Genomic DNA, 18,736 nt, shown 5'->3' with positions numbered 1-18,736 from the left:
AGGACGGCCGAGAGACACATGCTCGCTGCGGGGACGGGAGACCGATGACAGACCAACAGCTCGACGACTACACGGACAGCCTGGACATCGCGGTGATCGGCATGGAAGGCCGGTTCCCGGGGGCTGCGGACGTCGACGCCTACTGGCGCAACATACGTGACGGGAAGTGCTCGGTCACCTTCCTGTCCGAGGAAGAGCTCCTGCGGCGCGGGGTCGACCCGGCGCTGGCCCGCGACCCGCTGTACGTGCCCGCGACCAACGAGCTGGCGGACATCGACAGCTTCGACGCGGAGTTCTTCGGCTACTCGCCACGCGAAGCCGAACTGATGGACCCCCAGCACCGGGTGCTCCTCGAATGCGCCTGGGGCGCGCTGGAGAAGGCCGGCCACGACCCGGCCCGCTACGACGGGCTGATCGGCGTCTACGCCGGCGCCGGCACCAACACCTACCTGCTGTTCAACGTGGCGGCGAACCGCCGGGCCGCCGACATGCTGGGCGGCAGCCAGGTCATGATCGGCAACAGCGGTGACTTCCTCGCCTCGCGGGTGTCGTACAAGCTCGGCCTCGAAGGCCCCAGCGTCAACGTCCAGTCGGCCTGCTCGACCTCACTGGTCTCCGTCGTCCTGGCCTGCCAGGCGCTCCTCTCCTTCCAGTGCGACATGGCGCTCGCCGGCGGTGTCGCCGTCGACGAGTCGAAGCACAAGGGCTATCTGTACGCCGAGGACGGCATCTTCTCGCCGGACGGCCACTGCCGTTCCTTCGACGCGGACGCCCGGGGAACCGTCGGCGGCAACGGCGTCGGCATGGTCGTGCTGAAACGGCTCGGCGACGCGATCGCCGACGGGGACCACATCCACGCCGTCATCAAGGGCGCCGCCCTCAACAACGACGGTGACCGGCGCGTCGGTTTCACCGCCCCCAGCGCCGACTCCCAGGCATCGGTCATCACCACCGCCCTGGCCAACGCCGACGTGGAACCCGAGACCGTCGGATACGTCGAGACGCACGGCACCGCCACGATCCTCGGCGACCCGATCGAGTTCGCCGCGCTCACGGCGGCGTTCGGAACGGGCGCCGGCCGGCGCAACTTCTGCGCACTCGGAGCCGTGAAGACCAACATCGGCCACCTCGACGCGGCCTCCGGCATCGCGGGACTCATCAAGGCCGTCAGCGCCGTCGAGCACGGGCAGATCCCGCCCACCCTGCACTTCAAGCAGCCCAACCCGCGCATCGCCCTGGACGACAGTCCGTTCTTCGTCAACACCGAGCTCGTCCCCTGGCCCGTCGCCGACGGCCCGCGCCGCGCCGGAGTGAGCTCGTTCGGCCTGGGCGGCACCAACGCGCACGTCGTGCTGGAACAGGCCCCGGACCGTCCCGCGCCGGGGCTCTCAGGCCCCTCGGGCCACTCGGGCCAGGAGCAGCTCATCGTGCTCTCGGCCCGCAGCGACACCGCGCTCGACGCCATGTCCGACCGGCTCGCCGACCATCTGCGCGAACACCCGGACACACCCCTCGACGACCTGGCGTTCACCCTCCAGCTGGGCCGCAGGTCCTTCAACCACCGCCGGGTGCTCGTCGCGTCCGACCCGGCGGACGCCCTTGACGCCCTCGACGTCCGCGACGACGGGCGCCTCCTCAGCGCCGGCCCGGCCGGAGACGGACACCGCCCGGTCGCCTTCATGTTCAGCGGCTTCGGCGAGCAGTACCCGATGATGGCGGAACGCCTCTACGCGACCGAACCCGCTTTCCGCGAGGCGCTCGACGAGTGCGCCCTGATCCTCGACCCGCTGCTCGGCCGGGACATCCGCGAGGTCGTCCTCGACCGGACCGCCGCGCGCCGCACCGAGGGCGACGGGAAACCGGACCTCCGGCGCATGCTGATGGGCCCCCGGATCAGCGACCACCCGCTGGACCGACCCGCGCTCGGCTACCCGGCCGTCTTCGCCGTCGAGTACGCGCTGGTGCGACTGTGGCGCTCCTGGGGAGTCGTCCCCGAGGCGATGATCGGCCACAGTCTCGGCGAGTACGTGGCCGCGTGCGTCGCCGGCGTCTTCTCCCTCCAGGACGCCCTGCGGCTGGTCGTGGAACGCGCCCGGCTGATCTCCGACTGCGGCGAGGGCGCCATGGTGGCCGTGCCCCTCACCGAGGAGGAGGTCGGGCGACACCTCACCGACGAGGTGTCCGTGGCCGCCCTCAACGACCCGCGCACCTGCGTGCTGGCCGGCCCGCCCGAGGCGATCGACCGGGTGAGCGCCGCTCTGGAGGCGGCCGGGGTGGTCTCACGACGGCTCAACACCCGCTTCGCGTTCCACTCCCCGATGATGGACCAGGTGGTCGCGCCGTACGCCGAGGCCGTGCGCCAGGTGCGGCTGAACCCGCCCGCCATCCCCTTCGTCTCCAATGTCAGCGGCACCTGGATCACCGAACAGGAGGCGACGGACCCCGACTACTGGGCCCGGCACGTACGGCTCCCGGTCCGCTTCGCCGACGGCATGCGCACCCTGTGGGGCGTGGACGACGTCGTCCTCGTCGAGGTGGGCCCCGGCCGGGCGCTGACCTCGGCGGCGATGCAGCATCCGGCGAGCGCGGAGGTCGCCGACCGGGTCGTCGTACCGTCGCTCCCCGACGCGTTCACCGCGGAGTCCGACCGGGCGACCGCGCTCAGGGCCCTCGGCCGGCTGTGGCTCGCCGGAGTCACTCCCGAGTGGGAGGGCCTGCACACGCACGCCGCACGCCACCGGGTGCCCCTGCCCCCCTACCCGTTCGCCCGCTCCCGCTACTGGCTCGACGCCGACCGGCGCGACCGGAGCACGGCCGCGGCCGAGGAACGGGCCCGGCTGGACGACTGGTTCTACGACACCTCCTGGCAGCGGATCGGACCCGTGGAGGACACCCTCGCGGCGGCCGATCACCGCTGGCTGGTGTTCGCCGACGACGGCGGCCTCGGCGCCGACATCGCCGCCCGGCTGTCCGCGCTGGGCGCCCCCGTGGTGACCGTCACCGCGGGACCGACCTGGCAGGACGACGGATCCGGCCACGTCGTCATGGATCCCGCGGAACCCGACCACTACGGGAGACTGGCCGAAAGCCTGCGCGCCGGGGAATCCTTCCCCGACCGGGTCGTGCACTGCTGGGCCGTGGACCCGGCCCCCGAGACGGGCGACCGTGCCGCGGCCGAGGACATCCTGCGACGCGGCTTCCACAGCCTCGTGCGGTGGGCCCGTGCGAGCGAGCCCGAGCTGATGATGGGCGAGCAGCACTGGACCGTGGTGTCCAGCGAGACGTACGCGGTACTCGGCGACGAGCCGATCAGCCCCGTCAAGGCCACCGTCCAGGGTGTCTGCAAGGTTGCCCCGCAGGAGTACCCCTCGCTGCGCTGCACCCAGATCGACGTGCCCGTCCCGGCCGGCGGGACCGGCGGCCGGACCGGCCTCGCCGACCGGGTGCTCGCGGAACTCGCGGGGGAGACCGGCAGCGGAGTCGTCGCCCTGCGCAGCACCTCGCGCTGGCGGCAGGTCCTCGTGCCGGCGCCGCTCACGGCGGACGCCGGGACCGGGCTGCGGCCCGGCGGCGTCTATCTGATCACCGGCGGCCTGGGCAAGATCGGGCTGGTCCTCGCCCGGAGCATCGCCGCCGGCGCCCCCGGCGCGCAGCTGATCCTGATGGGACGTACGGGACTGCCCGACCGCGGCGGTTGGGACGGCGAGCACGACGCCGCCACCACCGCGACCATCGCGGCCGTCCGCGAACTGGAGGCCATGGGCGCCACGGTGGTGATCTCCGCCACCGACGTGGAGGATCCCGACGCGGTCGCCGCCGCGGTGGACAAGGCCGTACAGGAATGCGGTCCCGTCAACGGAGTCGTCCACGCCGCCGGCACCACCGGCCCCGCCGCCCACCAGGTGCTCGCCGAGCTGACCGACGCCGACTGCTCCCGCCACTTCGGGCCCAAGCTGCACGGCGTGCACGTACTCGACCGGGCGCTCGCGGGACAGCCCCTCGATTTCGCGGTGCTCTGCTCCTCCGTCGCGGCCCTGCTCGGCGGACTCGGGTTCACCGCGTACGCCGCCGCCAACGCGTTCCTCGACTCCTTCGCCCGGCAGGAGCCGTCGCCCGACCGGATCCGGTGGACGTCGCTGAACTGGGAGGCCTGGCACTTCCCCGGCGCCGACGCCGACGACACCGTGCAGGCCGGCATCGGCGCCGCCGTCCACCAGGTCGCGATGAGCCCGGACGAGGGGCGCACGGTCTTCGAGCGCCTGCTCGGCGCGAGGTGCCGCCCCCAGGTCATCGTCTCCACGACCGACCTGGACGAGCGGGTCCGGCAGTGGTCCGCCCCCGTCCAGGACATCGCCGTCGTGGAACAGCGCCACGCCCGCCCCAGCCTGCGCAATCCCTACGTGGCTCCGGCGACCGACCTGGAACGTCGACTCGCCGCCATCTGGGAGGAACTGCTCGGGATCCAGGCGGTGGGGGTGCAGGACAACTTCTTCGAACTCGGAGGCAGCTCGTTGCTCGGCCTGCAGGTGGTGCACAGACTGCGCAGCGGCCTCGGCATCGCGGTCCCGCTGACCGTGGTCTACGAGGGCCCCACCATCCGCTCGCTGGCCGGCCTGATCGGTGACCTCGCATGAGCCGGGACCGGGACATCGCGATCGTCGGCATGGCGGGACGCTTCCCCGGCGCCCGAGACCTCGACGAGTTCTGGGCGAACATACGGGACGGTGTGGAGAGCGTCTCCTTCTTCACCGACGAACAACTCCTCGCCGCAGGCGCCCCACCGGACCACGTCGACCGGCCGAACTTCGTACGCGCCGGCGCCTGTCTGTCCGGCATCGACACGTTCGACGCCGAGTTCTTCGGCTACACGGCCCGCGAGGCGGAGATCATGGACCCGCAGCACCGGGTCTTCCTGGAGACGGCGTGGCAGGCGCTGGAACACTCCGGGTACGACCCGGCCCGGGTGGGCGGAGACATCGGCGTGTTCGCCGGGGCCGGCAGCAACGGCTACCTGGCCCATGTCTACTCCCACCCCGAGATCGTCGAGACCAGCGGCGGCACGCAGATCCTGCTCGGCAACGAGCTGGGCTTCCTGTCCACCCGGGTCTCCTACAAGCTCGACCTGCGCGGCCCCAGCGTCTCGCTGCGCACCGCGTGCTCCACCTCGCTGGTCGCCGTGCACCTGGCCTGCCGCTCGCTGCGCGAGCGGGAGTGCGACATGGCGCTCTCCGGCGGGGTCTTCCTCAACCTGGAACAGGAGCGGGGCTACCTCCACCAGGAGGGGTCGTTCGTCTCCCCGGACGGACACTGCCGCCCCTTCGACGCCCGTGCCGCCGGCACCCTGTTCGGCAGCGGCGCGGGCGCGGTGGCGCTCAAGCGCCTCGACGACGCCCTCGCCGACGGCGACACCGTCTACGCCGTCGTCAAGGGCTCGGCGGTCAACAACGACGGAGCGGTCAAGGTCGGCTTCACCGCGCCGACCGTGGCCGGGCAGGCACGGGTGATCACCGACGCACTGCGCGACGCCGGCACGGACCCGGGCGCCATCGGCTACGTCGAGGCGCACGGCACCGGCACCTCGCTCGGCGACCCGATCGAGATCCGCGCCCTGACCCGGGCCTACGCGGGCGTGCCGGCCGCGACGGTCGCCCTCGGATCGCTCAAGTCGAACTTCGGCCACCTGGACGCGGCCGCGGGTATCGCGGGACTGATCAAGACGGTCCTGTCCCTGTGGCACGAGACGCTGCCGGGCACCCTGCACTTCGAATCCCCCAACCCGGACATCGACTTCGCCGCCGGACCCTTCGCCGTCCAGCGGGACACCACCCCGTGGCCGCGCTCCGAGACACCCCGGCTGGCCGGTGTCAGCGCCTTCGGCTTCGGTGGCACCAACGCCCATGTCGTCCTCCAGGAAGGACCTCCCGAGGGCCGGCCCGACGCCGGGCAGGAAGACGAACCCGGGCGCGCCTCGCACCTCCTGGTGCTGTCCGCGCGCGACCAGGCGGCGCTGGACGAGCTCAGCGACGCGATGGCCGGGCAGCTGCGCCGAGGGCAGGCACGGCTTGCCGACGTCGCGTACACCGCGGCCGCGGGCAGACATCGGTTCCCGGTGCGCCGGACCGTCACCGGACCCGACGCCCCGTCCGTCGCCGCCGCTCTGGAGGCGCGGGACGCGACACGGGTGACGACCGGTGAGTGCGGCGGGACGGTTCCGCGAGTCGCGTTCCTCCTCAGCGGGCAGGGCGGCCAGTACCCCGGCATGGCCAGGGAGCTCTACACGCACGAGCCGGTCTTCCGCGACGCCGTCGACCTCTGCCTGAAGGAACTGGCCTGCGGCGGTACCGACGCCGGCCTCCCGGAGCTCCTGCTCGACGCGGTGGACGCGGTGGACGTGGTGGACGCGGTGGACGCCGAGGCCGCCTCGGCCGCCTCGGCCGAACTCAGCCGGACCGCGCTCGCCCAACCGGCTCTCTTCGTACTCGAATTCGCCCTGGCACGGCTCTGGGAATCCTGGGGCGTCGAACCCGCCGCCCTGCTCGGACACAGTCTCGGCGAGCTCGTCGCGGCCTGCCTCGCGGGAGTCTTCACCCCGCAGGACGCCCTCCGACTGGTGGCGCTGCGCGGAGAGCTGATGCAGGAGCAGCCGACCGGAGCGATGCTCAGCGTCGTCGCCGACCGCACGACGGTCGAGTCCCTGCTGCCCGCCGCGATCTCCCTGGCCGCCCACAACGGCCCCAAGGACTGCGTCGTCTCCGGGGACCACGCCGCGATGACGGCGTTCGCCGGGCTGCTCGCGGAACGGGGTGTCGCGAGCCGGCCGGTGAGCACCTCGCACGCCTTCCACTCGCCGATGATGCGGCCCATGGTGGAACGGTTCGTCGCCGCCGTCGCGGCCGTGCCGAGGCAGGCGCCGCGCACCAGGTTCGTGTCCAACGTGACGGGCACCTGGATCACGGACGAGGAGGCGCAGGACCCGGCGTACTGGGGCCGGCACGTACTGGCCCCGGTCGAGTTCGACGCCGCCGTGCGCACCCTGGCGGCGGAACCCGACCTCGTGTTCCTGGAGATCGGCCCCGGCCAGACCCTCACCAGCCTCGCCCGGCGCATCGTCACGGGCGGAGCCCCCCGCCTGGTCACCTCCTCACTGCCGCACCGGCAGGACAGGAGACGCCCGGTGGAGGCCGCGCAGCGCGCCCTCGGACAGCTGTGGCTCGCCGGCGTCGAACCCGACTGGGCCGCCTTCCACGGCCACCCGCACCAGGGTGGGCCGCGCCGTCGGGTCGCCCTGCCCACCTACCCGTTCCAGCGGCGGCGGTACTGGCTGGACCGGCGGGCCGAGCCGGCCACGAGCGCCCCGGCGACCCGGCGTGGCGAGGTCACGGACTGGATCCAGGCCCCGTCCTGGGAACGCACTGTGCTGCCCCAGGCCCCTGCCGCCTGGACCGACCGGCACTGGCTCGTCTTCGAGGACCGGCAGGGACTGGCCGAGCGGTTGACAGCCCGACTGCGCCGGGACGGAGCCCAGGTGACCACGGTCGCCGCGGGAGACCACTGGTCCCAGGAAGCCGGTCGCTTCACGATCGACCCCGTCGACGGGGACCACTACACACGGCTGTTGCGCGCACTGAACGAGCAGGACCGCCTGCCCACCCGTATCGCGCACTGCTGGAACGTCACCGATGTCACCGACATCACCGACGCCACCGCCGAATCGGGCGGTGCCGACGCCACCGCCCGATTCGCCGTCGCCCGCCGCGCCTTCGACGAGCTGCTGCTCCTGGCCCAGGCGCTCAACGGCCACCCCGACCACCCGGACTGCCACATCTGGGTGATCAGCAACGGGCTGCACCAGGTCATCGGCACCGAGCGGCTCATGCCGCTCAAGTCCACCCTGCTCGGCCCGGCCCGAGTCATCCCGCGCGAACACTTCGGGCTCGGCTGCCGCACCGTCGACATCGTGCTCGACGGCGAGCGGATCGAGCGCACCGTCGACCAACTGGTCCGCGAGTTCTCCGTGCCGCCCGCGCACCCCTGCGTCGCCTACCGGGGAGCGCACCGCTGGTCCCAGACCTATGTCCCGGCGCCGCTCCCACCCGCGGACCGCACACCGTCCGCCCTGCGCGACGACGGCGTCTACCTGATCACCGGCGGAACCGGCGGGCTCGGACTCGCCCTGGCGGAGCATCTGGCCCGCCCGGGCCGCAGACTGGCCCTGCTCGCCCGCACCCCCGTCCCGCCGGAGGAGGAGTGGGACCGCCGACTCGCCCGGCCCGGCGGCGGCAGGGTCGCCGAAGTCATCGAGCAAGTGCGCCGCATCCGGCAGCGGGGCGCCGAGGTACTGCTCCTCACCGCCGACGTCTGCGAACGGGACCAGGTCGAGGCCGCGGTCGCTGCCGCAGTGGCCCGGTGGGGAAGCGTCCACGGCGTCTTCCACGCCGCGGGCCTGGCCGGCGGTGGCCTGCTCCAGCTCCGCACACCCGAGGACGCCGCCCGGGTCATGGGCCCGAAGGTGCTCGGGACGCTCCACCTCGACCACGCACTGGCCGCGCAGCAGCTCGACTTCCTGTTCCTCTTCGGCTCCAACGCCGCCCACGTGGGCGACTTCGGCCTGGCCGACTACGTGGCGGCCAACAGCTTCCTCGACGCGTTCGCCCATGCCCACGCGGCCGAACGCCGGGTGCTCACCGTCGACTGGGGGCCGTGGAAGGACGCCGGCATGGCCGTCACGACGGACCTCCCGGACGCGCTGGCGGAGGTCCGCAGCAAGGACGTCGCGGAACGCGGCATGGCGTCGGCGCAGGCCCTGGAAGTGCTGGAACGAGTCCTCGCCTCATCCCCCGAACCGCAGCTGATCGTCTCGCCCGTGGACGTCGAGGCCCTGATCGAGCGGGCCTTCACGCTGGGCGCGGACGCCGACGGCGACGAACGGCTGGCCGGGCTCGGCACACCGCAGACCCTCCATCCGCGCCCGGAGATCCCCAGCGCCTACGCCGCGCCCGACGGGGAGACCCAGCGACAGCTGTGCAAGGCGTGGCAGGACATGCTCGGCATCGACCAGGTCGGCGTGCACGACAGCTTCTTCGACCTCGGCGGCAGCTCCCTGATCGCCATCCAGCTCGTGTCGACCGTCAACAAGTCCCTGGGCGCCGCGCTCACGGTGGCGCAGCTGTACGAGGTGCTCACCGTCGCCGGGCTGGCACGGCTGGTCGACGGCGCCGACGCCGAACAGGCCGAGGCGGCCGGACATGCGATCGAACAGGTCAAGAGCCGGGCCAACGCGCGTCGGCAGCACCAGCAGAACCGGATGGCCAGGGCCCGCGCCCGCCGGACCTGAGCCCGAGACCGACCCCGGCCGCACCACGCACGGGCCGGCGCACACCCCCAGAAGAGAACGCCACCACCCACCGACCGGTGGCAGCGGCCGGTGGCGTCCGGTGCTTCCAGAAGGAGCGCCGAGCGCCGCACGAAAGGACTCCAGATGCTCGCCCCCTCCTCCCGGGGAACGCGACTGAACGACCTTGTCAGCGAGATCCGCGACGCGCTGCACGCCCCGGCCCCCGGCCGGCCCGAGCAGACCGGCCGACGGGTCGCGGACGTCGTCGCCGGCCATCTGCACCACGACGACCTGCTGACCGACGACCAGTTGACCGCCGATCCGGCCCGCTACCAGCAGCACGTGCTGCACATCGAGCCGGACAGCACGTTCTCCGTCGTCGCGCTGGTGTGGCTGCCGGGCCAGCGCACCCCGATCCACGACCACGTCTCCTGGTGCGTGATCGGCACCTACCGGGGAGCCGAGGAGGAGATCCGCTACCGCCGCGTCGAGGAGGACGGCTCACCGCACCTCGTCCCCGTCGACATCACCGTCAACCCCGTCGGAACCGTCGCCTTCCTCGCCCCGCCCGGGGACATCCACGAGGTCCGCAGCGCGACCGACGGTCTCACCGTGTCGCTGCACGTGTACGGGGCCGACATCGGCGCGCTCGGCACCAGCATCCGGCGACGTTACGACCTGCCGGTGCGGTCGCCGCGCGCCGCCCTCGGGCGCGCGCAGCGGCCCGCCGGGCGGTAAGGGGAACGACATCATGGGGGACAGCTTGCGCAATCCGCCGAGTACCCTGCCCGAGCTGTTCTCCGCGCAGGTGGCCAGAACGCCCGAGGCGGTCGCCCTCGTCGCCGACGGCACCGTACTGACCTACGCCGAACTGGACGCCCGGGCCGAGCGGCTGGCCCGTGCCCTGGCGGCCCGCGGCGCCGGGCCGGAGACCGTCGTCGCGGTGAGCGTGCCGCGTTCCGTGGAACTCGTCGTGGCCCTGTACGCGGTGCACAAGACGGGGGCGGCCTATCTGCCGGTCGACCCGGGGCACCCGGCCGAACGGGTCGCGCTCATGATCGAGGACGCGCGGCCCCTGACCGTGCTGACCGCAGACGACATCCGGGACCTGTTGGCGCGGGAGGGCACCCAGGACACCCCGCTGCCCCCGCCGCCGCACCCGCTCACCATCGCGTACGTGATCTACACGTCGGGGTCGACCGGACGACCGAAGGGCGTCGCCGTACCCCACCGCGCGATCGTCAACAGGCTGAACTGGATGCAGGCCCGGTACCCGCTCGCCGCCGACGACCGGGTGCTGCAGAAGACCCCGGCCGACTTCGACGTGTCGGTATGGGAGTTCTTCTGGCCGCTGAGCGTCGGGGCCGGCCTCGTCCTGGCCGAGCCCGGCGGACATCGGGACCCGCGCCACCTCGCCGAACTCATCCGGTCCCGGCGGGTGACCACCGTCCACTTCGTCCCTTCGATGCTCAGACTGTTCCTCGACGAACCCACGGCGGCCGCGTGCACCGGGCTGCGCCGGGTCTTCGCCAGCGGAGAAGCCCTCTCCGGCGATCTGCGCGACCGCTTCTTCCCCGTCCTCGGCGGCGCCGAACTGCACAACCTCTACGGCCCCACCGAGGCCGCCGTCGACGTCTCCCACTGGCAGTGCCGGGCGGACGAACCGCCGGGGCCCGTCCCGATCGGGCGGCCCGTGTGGAACACCGGGCTGCACGTCCTCGACGCCGATCTGCGGCCGGTGGATCCCGGCGTCACCGGCGAGCTCTACATCACCGGCGTCCAGCTGGCACGTGGATACGTCGACCGGCCGGACCTCACCGCGGACCGGTTCCTCCCCGACCCGCAGGGGCCGCCCGGCAGCCGTATGTACCGCACCGGTGACCTGGCCCGGCTGCGCCCGGACGGCGCCCTCGACTACGCCGGCCGAACGGACCACCAGGTCAAGGTACGGGGCATGCGCATCGAGCTCGGTGAGGTGGAGGCCGTACTGGCGAGGCGGCCCGGAGTGGCGGCCGCCGCGGTCGTGGCCCGGCCGGACGAGACGGGCGGCGCGCAACTCGCCTGCTACCTCGTCCCGGACGCCCGTGAGGCGGGTGCCCTGCTCCAGGTGTGCCGCCTCGAACGACAAGGCCTGCTGAGCCCCGACGAGCGCTACGCACTGCCCAACGGCATGGTCGTCGCATCGGCCAATCACACCGAAACGGACTTCGTCTACCAGGAGATATACGAAGGCCGCGAGTATCTGCGCCACGGCATCACCCTGCCGGACGGGGCGTGCGTGTTCGACGTCGGCGCGCACATCGGGCTGTTCACGCTCGCGGTCGCCCGGTCCCGCCCGGACGCGGTCATCCACGCGTTTGAGCCCATCCCCGCCCTGTTCCGCCTGCTGCAGCTCAACACCCGCATCCATGGCACCGACGTCAGGCTGTTCCCGTGCGCGCTCGGTGAGAAGGAGGGCACGGCGACGTTCACCTACTACCCCGGTCTCTCCATCATGTCCGGGCGGTTCGGTGACACGGCACAGGAACGCGGCGTCGTGGAGGCGTACGTACGCAACGACCTCTCGTTCTCCGCGACGGGCGTCGACGACCCCGCGGCCGAGGCCGACCTCGACGCGCTGCTCACCGAACGGCTGAGGCACGAGGAGGTCGTCTGTGAGCTGCGGCCCCTCTCCGACGTCATCCGCGAGACCGGAGTGGACCGCATCGACCTGCTGAAGATCGACGCGGAGAAAAGCGAACTCGAGGTCCTCGACGGCATCGACGACACGCACTGGCCCCTCATCCGCCAGCTGGCGATCGAGGCCCATGACGTGGGCGACCGGGTGGCCCGCATCAAGGACCGGCTCCTGGCCTTCGGCTACAGCGTCGAGGTCGAAACGGCGCCCCTGCTCACGGGCACGGGACTGGTCACGATGTACGCCGTCCGCCCCGGCCACGCGACGGACGCCCCGGCCCCGCCCGAGGCCGAGCCGCGCTCCGGGCAGGCACTCCCGTCCGACCCGGACCTCTTCGTCGAAGAGGTCCGCCGCGACGCGGCCCGGCACCTTCCCGAGCACATGATCCCGTCGTCGTTCACGCTGCTCGACGCGTTCCCGCTGACACCCAACGGCAAGCTCGACCGCACAGCGCTTCCGGACCCGCTCCCGCGCACCGCCGGCTCCGGCGCCGCTCCGCGCAACCCGCAGGAGGAACTGCTGCGCGCCCTGTTCGCCGAGGTGCTCGACCTCCCCGGGATCGGGATCGACGACGACTTCTTCCGCCTGGGCGGGCATTCCCTGCTGGGCATCCGGCTGACCGAGCGGATCCGCTCCGTCTTCGGCGCCGACCTGAGCATCCGGTCCCTCTTCGAGGCGCCGACCGTGGCCGGACTGGCCCGACTGCTGGCGGACCGGGAAGGACTCGACGCGCTGGACTGACGTTCCATGATCCCGCCGATCCCGCCGATCCCGCCGATCCCGCCGATCCCGCCGATCCCGCCGATCCCGCCGATCCCGCCGAATCGGGCGAACTTGTCGGTCCCCTTCGCGTCATCCGACCACCGCCGCCCGTACGCACAGCACGTCCGGCAGATGCGCGGCCAGCTGCCGCCAGCTGTCGCCGTCGTCGGCGGAGGCGAACACCTCGCCGTTGCGGTTGCCGAAGTACACCCCGGCCGGATCCGCGTCGTCCGTGCGGAGCGCGTCCCGCAGGACCGTGCCGTAGTGGTCCTCCTGCGGCAGCCCGGCGGTGAGCGGCTCCCAGCTGCTCCCCGCGTCCGCGGTACGGAAGACCCGGCAGCGGCGGTCGGCGGGGACCCGGTCCGCGTCGGCGTTGATCGGGAACACGTAGGCCGTGTCCCCGCGGCTCGGGTGCGTGGCGACGGCGAAGCCGAACGTGGAGGGCAGGCCCGCGCCGATGTCGGTCCACCGCCCGCCCGCGTCGTCGCTCCGGTAGACGCCCCAGTGGTTCTGGAGGTAGAGGCGGTCCGGGTTCGCCGCGTCCCGCGCGACCTTGTGCACGCACTGGCCGAACTCCGGGTTCGGATCCGGCAGGAACACCGCGGAGACGCCGGAGTTGGAGGGCGCCCAGCTCGCGCCGCCGTCGGTCGTGCGGAAGACGCCCGCGGTCGACACGGCCACGGTCACGGACTTCGGGTCACGCTCGTCGGTGAGGACGGTGTGCAGGCCCTCCCCGCCGCCGCCCGGCACCCACTGGGAGCGGGTGGGGTGCTCCCACAGCGGGCGGACCAGCTCGAAGCTCTCACCGCGGTCCTCCGAGCGGTACAGCGCGGCCGGTTCCGTGCCCGCGTACACCACGTCCGGCTCGGCGGTCGACGGGTGCAGCTGCCAGACCCGCTCCAGCGAGGCCTCCGTGTCCTGCGGGAACCTGACGGCCTGTCTGGCCGGTTCGGTCCAGGTCCGGCCGAGGTCGTCGGAGTGGAACACCGACGGGCCCCAGTGCGCGCTGTCGCCGCCGGCCAGCAGCCGCGGGCGGTCGCCACGGGTGTCGACGGCGACCGAGTAGATCGCCTGAGCGTTGAAGTAGGGGCTTTCGTCGAACTCCCATGCGCCATCTCGCCGGCGCCCGATGAACAGGCCCTTGCGCGTGCCCACGGCGAGCAGTACCTCGGTCATGCCGATCACCTCCGCTGCGTCTTCGACGTCTTTGTCCCGGACACCGGCCAGTCTGCACCCCGCCACTGACAGTCACCTCTGGAAACACCGTCGCCGCAGGTCACAGCGGTCACGGTGGGCTGCGACCGCCGTAGATCGGCCACTTTCGCCGGGACGCCTGCGCGGTCGCCGGGGCACGTGGGAGCGTCGGGACGTGCGATCGCTGAGCATCGGGCCCGCCCGCCGCGTATGGGAGGGCGGCCGGGATGTTCATGTGTTCATGAGGAGGAAGCCTTCGATGGCGTTCCGTGGTCCGAAGGTGTGGCTGTGGCGCTGGCGGCGCAATCCGCTCAAGCGTCGCGCCGACACGGTGGAGTCCTGGGTCGTGCTCGGCGTGTGGGCGCTGACCGTCCTTGCCGGGGTGCTGGCGGGGTTGGCGACCGCGGGCTCCGTCGAGAGCGGTCTGGCGCGTGAACGCGTCGAGTGGCGGCCCCTGGTGGGGCGATTGACCGAGCAGGCCCCGGGCAAGGCCTCGGCGACCGGTTCCTCCAGTGGCGATCAGGTGTGGGCGAAGGTCGGCTGGACCGGGCCGGACGGCTCCGGGCACACCGGCCAGGTCCGGGTCGGTCCCGGCAGTGCCGCCGGCACCCCGATCACGGTCTGGACGGACCGGCAGGGCCGCCTGGTCACCCAGCCGGCCACCGCGGCCCAGGCCAGACTGCGCGCGTCCCTCGTCGGCGGCCTGGCAGGCGTCGGCGCGGCCGCCCTGCCGCTCGCGGGCGGCCGCGTCCTGCGGGGCCGCCTGGAGCGCCGACGCGTCGACCAGTGGGACACCGACTGGGCCCGCTTCGCCGCCCTGTGGGGCCGCCCGACGGGCTGACCCGGCGGCGTCGTCGTCGCCGGAGGCACGCAGTGGGCGCAGCGGCTCGATGAGCGGCGCGCCCGGCTGACGCGCCCGCCGGACCTGGGCGTCCGGGGGCGGCAGGGCCGGAGCGGGGACCACTTCCCGAGCGGACCGAGAGCCGTCGGCACCAGGTCGGCCGGAATGCACGCGCGCGTGCGCAGGCCGCGAGTCGGCCCGGCGCGGCGAGGCGCGGTCCCTGAGCGATCCTCTGGCACCGAGCGCGCGGCGGTCCGCCGAGGAACCGCGCGACCGCCGTGTCGGCCGTGTCTGCCGTGCGGCGTGCTCTCGCATCCGGATCCCCGGTCGGCGGCCGGACGGAGCCCTCGGTACCGGCTTCTCGGCTTCCGCGCCCCGACTCTGCGCCGGAGAAGTCTCCGCGGCGGCAGGGTTCAGTTCGCGGCGGGAAGGCTCCGGTCCAGGATCGCGTCGAGATCGGCGCCCTCCGGGAGCGTGCCGAAGGCGTGGCCCCAGTCGCCGGCCAGCCGGGTCGCGCAGAAGGCGTCGGCCACGGCCGGCGGGGCGTGCCGGACCAGGAGGGAGGCCTGGAGGACGAGGGCCATCTGCTCCACCAGACGGCGTGCGCTGGCCGGTGTCGCCTCGCCCAGCCGGGCCTTCAGCCGTACGACGGCCGTGTCGAGGCGGGCGTCCGCCCCCTGCGCCAGGGCGAGTTCGCCGAAGAGGGCGTCCGCGGTGGCCGGCTCGCGGCTCAACGCCCGCAGCACGTCGAGGGCGTTGACGTTGCCCGAGCCCTCCCAGATCGACAGCAGCGGGGCTTCGCGGTAGTGCCGGGGCATCCCGGAGTCCTCCACGTAGCCGTTGCCGCCCAGGCACTCCAGGGCCTCCGCGGTGAAGGCCGGACCCCGCTTCGTCACCCAGTACTTGCCGACGGCGGTCGCGATCCGCCGGAAGGCCTGCTCGCCGGCGTCCCCGCGCACCGCCCGGTCGGCCGCCCCGGCCAGCCGCAGCGTGAGGGTGGTGGCGGCCTCCGACTCCAGCGCCAGGTCGGCCAGGACGTTGCGCATCAGCGGCTGGTCGAGCAGCCGGGCCCCGAAGGCGCTGCGGTGCCGCACGTGATGACCCGCCTCGACGAGCGTCTTGCGCATCAGCGTCGCCGACATCGTCACGCAGTCCAGGCGGGTGCAGTTGACCATCTCGATGATGGTCTTCACACCGTGTCCCTCGGGCCCGACCAGCCAGGCCACGGTCCCGTCGAACTCGGGCTCGGAGGACGCGTTGGAGCGGTTGCCCAGCTTGTCCTTGAGCCGCTGGATGCGGAACGTGTTGCGGGTGCCGTCGGGCAGCACGCGCGGCACGAGGAAGCAGGACAGCCCGCCCGGAGCCTGCGCCAGGACCAGGAAGACGTCGCACATGGGCGCCGAGGTGAACCACTTGTGCCCGCGCAGGGTGTACACGCCGGGCTCCGCGGTGGGCGCGGCCGTCGTCGTGTTCGTCCGGACGTCGGAGCCGCCCTGCTTCTCGGTCATGCCCATGCCGGCGAGCAGACCGCGCTTCTCCGTCGGCGTCCGCAGCCCGGGTTCGTACGCCCGGCTCGTCAGCAGCGGCTCGTAGACGGCGGCGAGCTCCGGCTGACGACGCAGGGCGGGGACGGCCGCGTAGGTCATCGACGTGGGACAGCCGTGCCCGGCCTCCGTGTGCCCCCACGCGAGACCGCCCGCCGTGCGCGCCACATGGGCGCCGGGCCGGTCGTCGGCCCAGGGCGCTCCGGCCTGCCCCTCGGCGACCGCCACCCGCATCAGCTCGTGCCAGCTCGGATGGAAGTCGACCTCGTCGACCCGGTGCCCGTAGCGATCGTGCGTGCGCAGCACCGGCTCGTGCCGGTTGGCCAGGTCGGCCCACTCCTGCGCCTCGACGCCGCCGGCCAGCAGTCCGATCCGGCGGACGTCCGGTTCCGCCCACCCGGCCCCCTCCCGGCGCAGCCCCTCCAGCAGGGCGGCGTCCTCGGCGGCGTCGTACGGAGCCAGCGGCGGCGGCTGATTCAAGACGTCGTGAGTGACGTACGACGCCTGTCCCCGCGACGGCTCTGCCTGCGGCCACTGGGTCTCCGACGGCTCTGTCTCCGACGCCTGTGTCTGCGACGGCTCTGTCTCCGACGCCTGTGTCTGCGACGGCTCTGTCTGGGACTGCGCGAGTGTGTAGACCATGCAGCCCATGTTGCACTCGTGCTGCGGTTGTAGCAATAGTGCAACATCGGATGGCGCACGTAGGGTACGTCCTTATGCGGATGAACGTCTCGGCGGAGCCCGGCGGGGTCGACCTGCCCCCGCTGTCGGCGCGGTCGGTGGTCCTGAGCCTGTTGCTGGGCACACACCCGCCCGAGCTCACGGCGAAGGACCTGGTACGCGGGCTGGAGCTCTTCGGCGTCGGGGGATCGACGGTCCGCGCCGCGCTCAGCCGGATGGTGGCGGCGGGCGACCTGCGCCGGACGGACGGCGGCTACCGGCTCAGCGAGCGGCTGCTGGAGCGTCAGCGGCGACAGGACGACTCCCTGCACCCGGACACACGCGCGTGGGACGGCGACTGGGAGACGGCCGTGATCACCGCGACGGGCCGCGGCCCCGCCGAACGCGCGGAACTGCGCACCCGGTTGAGCGCCCTCCGGCTCGCCGAGCTCCGCGAGGGCGTCTGGCTGCGGCCCGCCAACCTGGGGCGGCCCTGGCCCCCGGACCTGGGCGACGTCCTCCAGCGGTTCACCGCCCGCCCCGCGGCGCCCGCCCGGGAGCTGGCCGCGAGCCTGTGGCCGCTCGACGCGTGGGTGGAGACGGCCCGGGGTCTGCTCGCCCATGTCGATCGGACGGAACGGCCCGCCGACCGCATGACCGTCCTCGCGGCGGTCGTCCGGCATCTGCGCGCCGACCCGGTGCTGCCGGCCTCGCTCCTCCCCGCCGACTGGCCGGGCCCGGCGCTGCGCGGCACGTACGACCACCACCAACGGGAGCTCACCGAAACGGCGTTGGGGCCGGGTCGATAGCCACGACGGGCACAAAGGCGCGGCGGCCGTGCGAAGCGCCGTGCGGGGGCGCTTCGAACGGCCGCCTTGACCGGCGGGGGGACGACGGTGTGCGGGAGGCTACTTGTAGGTGATGTCGGCCGCCGTGTAGTTGCAGTACGTGCCGTCGGCGCTGGTGCCGTTGGTGGTCGGCTCCGCGCCCGTGTTGTTCCCGATGTACTTCTGGCAGGGGATGATCTTCTTGCTGCTGTCGCCGACCACGGTGATGACGCGCAACGCCACGGAGTCGCCGTAGTTGGTGTTGATACCGGCGATCCGGCCGCCCGGGTAGGTGACCTCGATGGTGTTCAGGATGATCGTCCGCTTGTACTGCGTCTTGCAGTTGCCGCAGGACCTGACGAAGGTGCCGAAGTTCTGCACGGCGAACTTGGAGACGACCAGCTTGCCCGCGCCGTTGAACTGGAACACCTTGTCGCTGGCGGCCTTCGCGCCCCCGCCGTAGACCGTGTAGACGCTCGACGAGGAGGTGCCCTGGAAGGTGGCGGCGTCCTCGCCGACGTCCTCCCACCACACGTTCTGCAGTGTGCAGCTGCCCTTGCAGTGGACGCCGTCCGCGGCCGGGGCGCCGATGATGACGTTCTTCAGGACGGCGCCGTCGGCCAGTTCCAGGATCGGCCCCTGGTCCTCGTCCTGGCTGCCGCTGCCCAGGTCGCCGGTGCCGTAGAGACGGATGTACCCGTAGTCCTTGGTGCCGGACACGGAGATGGTGGAGGAGACGGCCTGGTTGCCGGTCGCGGTGGGCCAGGTGGCGGCGTTCGCGGGCGAGGCACCCATTGTCGTGATCATGCCAAACGACAGGCCGAGGGCGGCCAGTATGCCGGTCAGCGCGCGCAGGAAGGTGCGCGGACGTGCCGAAGAAGTCATGTCCCGGTTCCT

8 protein-coding genes and 1 pseudogene are annotated in these 18,736 nt (G+C 72.8%); 6 read left to right on the top strand and 3 right to left on the bottom strand.

What is annotated here, in order from left to right; genetic code table 11:
- The first annotated feature begins 44 nt into the window (after positions 1–44).
- The 4 genes and pseudogenes from ACWD4O_RS11150 to ACWD4O_RS11135 form a co-directional block, all read left to right on the top strand.
- Entirely contained in the window at positions 45–4,634 is a 4,590-nt protein-coding gene (locus ACWD4O_RS11150) for an SDR family oxidoreductase (protein ID WP_451279505.1), read from the top strand.
- Positions 4,631–9,334: an SDR family NAD(P)-dependent oxidoreductase gene (locus ACWD4O_RS11145; protein ID WP_451279504.1), complete on the top strand. Its 4,704-nt coding sequence runs from the start codon at positions 4,631–4,633 to the stop codon at positions 9,332–9,334. The genes ACWD4O_RS11150 and ACWD4O_RS11145 overlap by 4 nt, the downstream gene beginning before the upstream one ends.
- Before the next feature lie 144 nt (positions 9,335–9,478).
- On the top strand, positions 9,479–10,072 hold the full coding sequence (locus tag ACWD4O_RS11140) for a hypothetical protein (protein ID WP_451279503.1): 594 nt from the start codon (positions 9,479–9,481) through the stop codon (positions 10,070–10,072).
- A gap of 34 nt (positions 10,073–10,106) precedes the next feature.
- Positions 10,107–12,752, top strand: a pseudogene (locus ACWD4O_RS11135) (amino acid adenylation domain-containing protein); the annotation flags it as partial.
- Positions 12,753–12,863: 111 nt separating this feature from the next.
- Here the strand turns inward: ACWD4O_RS11135 and ACWD4O_RS11130 are convergent.
- Positions 12,864–14,015 carry a WD40/YVTN/BNR-like repeat-containing protein gene (locus ACWD4O_RS11130; protein ID WP_451279502.1) on the bottom strand — a complete coding sequence of 384 codons (1,152 nt, stop codon included), beginning with the start codon at positions 14,013–14,015 and terminating at the stop codon, positions 12,864–12,866.
- Between the two features lie 211 nt (positions 14,016–14,226).
- Between ACWD4O_RS11130 and ACWD4O_RS11125 the strand changes: the two genes are divergently transcribed.
- Positions 14,227–14,808, top strand: coding sequence for an Rv1733c family protein (locus ACWD4O_RS11125; RefSeq protein ID WP_451279501.1), 582 nt, complete (start codon positions 14,227–14,229; stop codon positions 14,806–14,808).
- A 413-nt stretch (positions 14,809–15,221) separates the two neighbouring features.
- On the opposite strand, the gene ACWD4O_RS11120 is transcribed toward ACWD4O_RS11125, so the two are convergent.
- Positions 15,222–16,994, bottom strand: a complete 1,773-nt coding sequence (locus ACWD4O_RS11120; protein ID WP_451279500.1) for an acyl-CoA dehydrogenase family protein — start codon at positions 16,992–16,994, stop codon at positions 15,222–15,224.
- Between the two features lie 74 nt (positions 16,995–17,068).
- Here ACWD4O_RS11120 and ACWD4O_RS11115 point away from each other — a divergent pair, with 74 nt between their 5' ends.
- Positions 17,069–17,821, top strand: coding sequence for a PaaX family transcriptional regulator C-terminal domain-containing protein (locus tag ACWD4O_RS11115; RefSeq protein WP_451279499.1), 753 nt, complete (start codon positions 17,069–17,071; stop codon positions 17,819–17,821).
- 99 nt (positions 17,822–17,920) lie between these two features.
- Here ACWD4O_RS11115 and ACWD4O_RS11110 read toward each other — a convergent pair whose 3' ends face one another.
- The gene (locus ACWD4O_RS11110; RefSeq protein ID WP_351920471.1) at positions 17,921–18,724 is read right to left on the bottom strand and encodes a pectate lyase; all 804 of its coding nucleotides are present in this window, start codon (positions 18,722–18,724) and stop codon (positions 17,921–17,923) included.
- Positions 18,725–18,736 lie beyond the last annotated feature (12 nt).

The organism is Streptomyces sp. NPDC002623 (assembly GCF_053592635.1).
Note: the sequence above shows the minus strand (reverse complement) of the source record. Positions and strands in the feature narration are given on the sequence as shown.

What these genes read in the sequence shown, in the direction of transcription:
- ACWD4O_RS11150 (WP_451279505.1), top strand. Translation starts at nt 45, where the DNA reads ATGACAGACCAACAGCTCGACGACTACACGGACAGCCTGGACATCGCG.
- ACWD4O_RS11145 (WP_451279504.1), top strand. Translation starts at nt 4,631, where the DNA reads ATGAGCCGGGACCGGGACATCGCGATCGTCGGCATGGCGGGACGCTTC.
- ACWD4O_RS11140 (WP_451279503.1), top strand. Translation starts at nt 9,479, where the DNA reads ATGCTCGCCCCCTCCTCCCGGGGAACGCGACTGAACGACCTTGTCAGC.
- ACWD4O_RS11125 (WP_451279501.1), top strand. Translation starts at nt 14,227, where the DNA reads ATGGCGTTCCGTGGTCCGAAGGTGTGGCTGTGGCGCTGGCGGCGCAAT.
- ACWD4O_RS11120 (WP_451279500.1), bottom strand. Translation starts at nt 16,994, where the DNA reads ATGGTCTACACACTCGCGCAGTCCCAGACAGAGCCGTCGCAGACACAG.
- ACWD4O_RS11115 (WP_451279499.1), top strand. Translation starts at nt 17,069, where the DNA reads ATGCGGATGAACGTCTCGGCGGAGCCCGGCGGGGTCGACCTGCCCCCG.
- ACWD4O_RS11110 (WP_351920471.1), bottom strand. Translation starts at nt 18,724, where the DNA reads ATGACTTCTTCGGCACGTCCGCGCACCTTCCTGCGCGCGCTGACCGGC.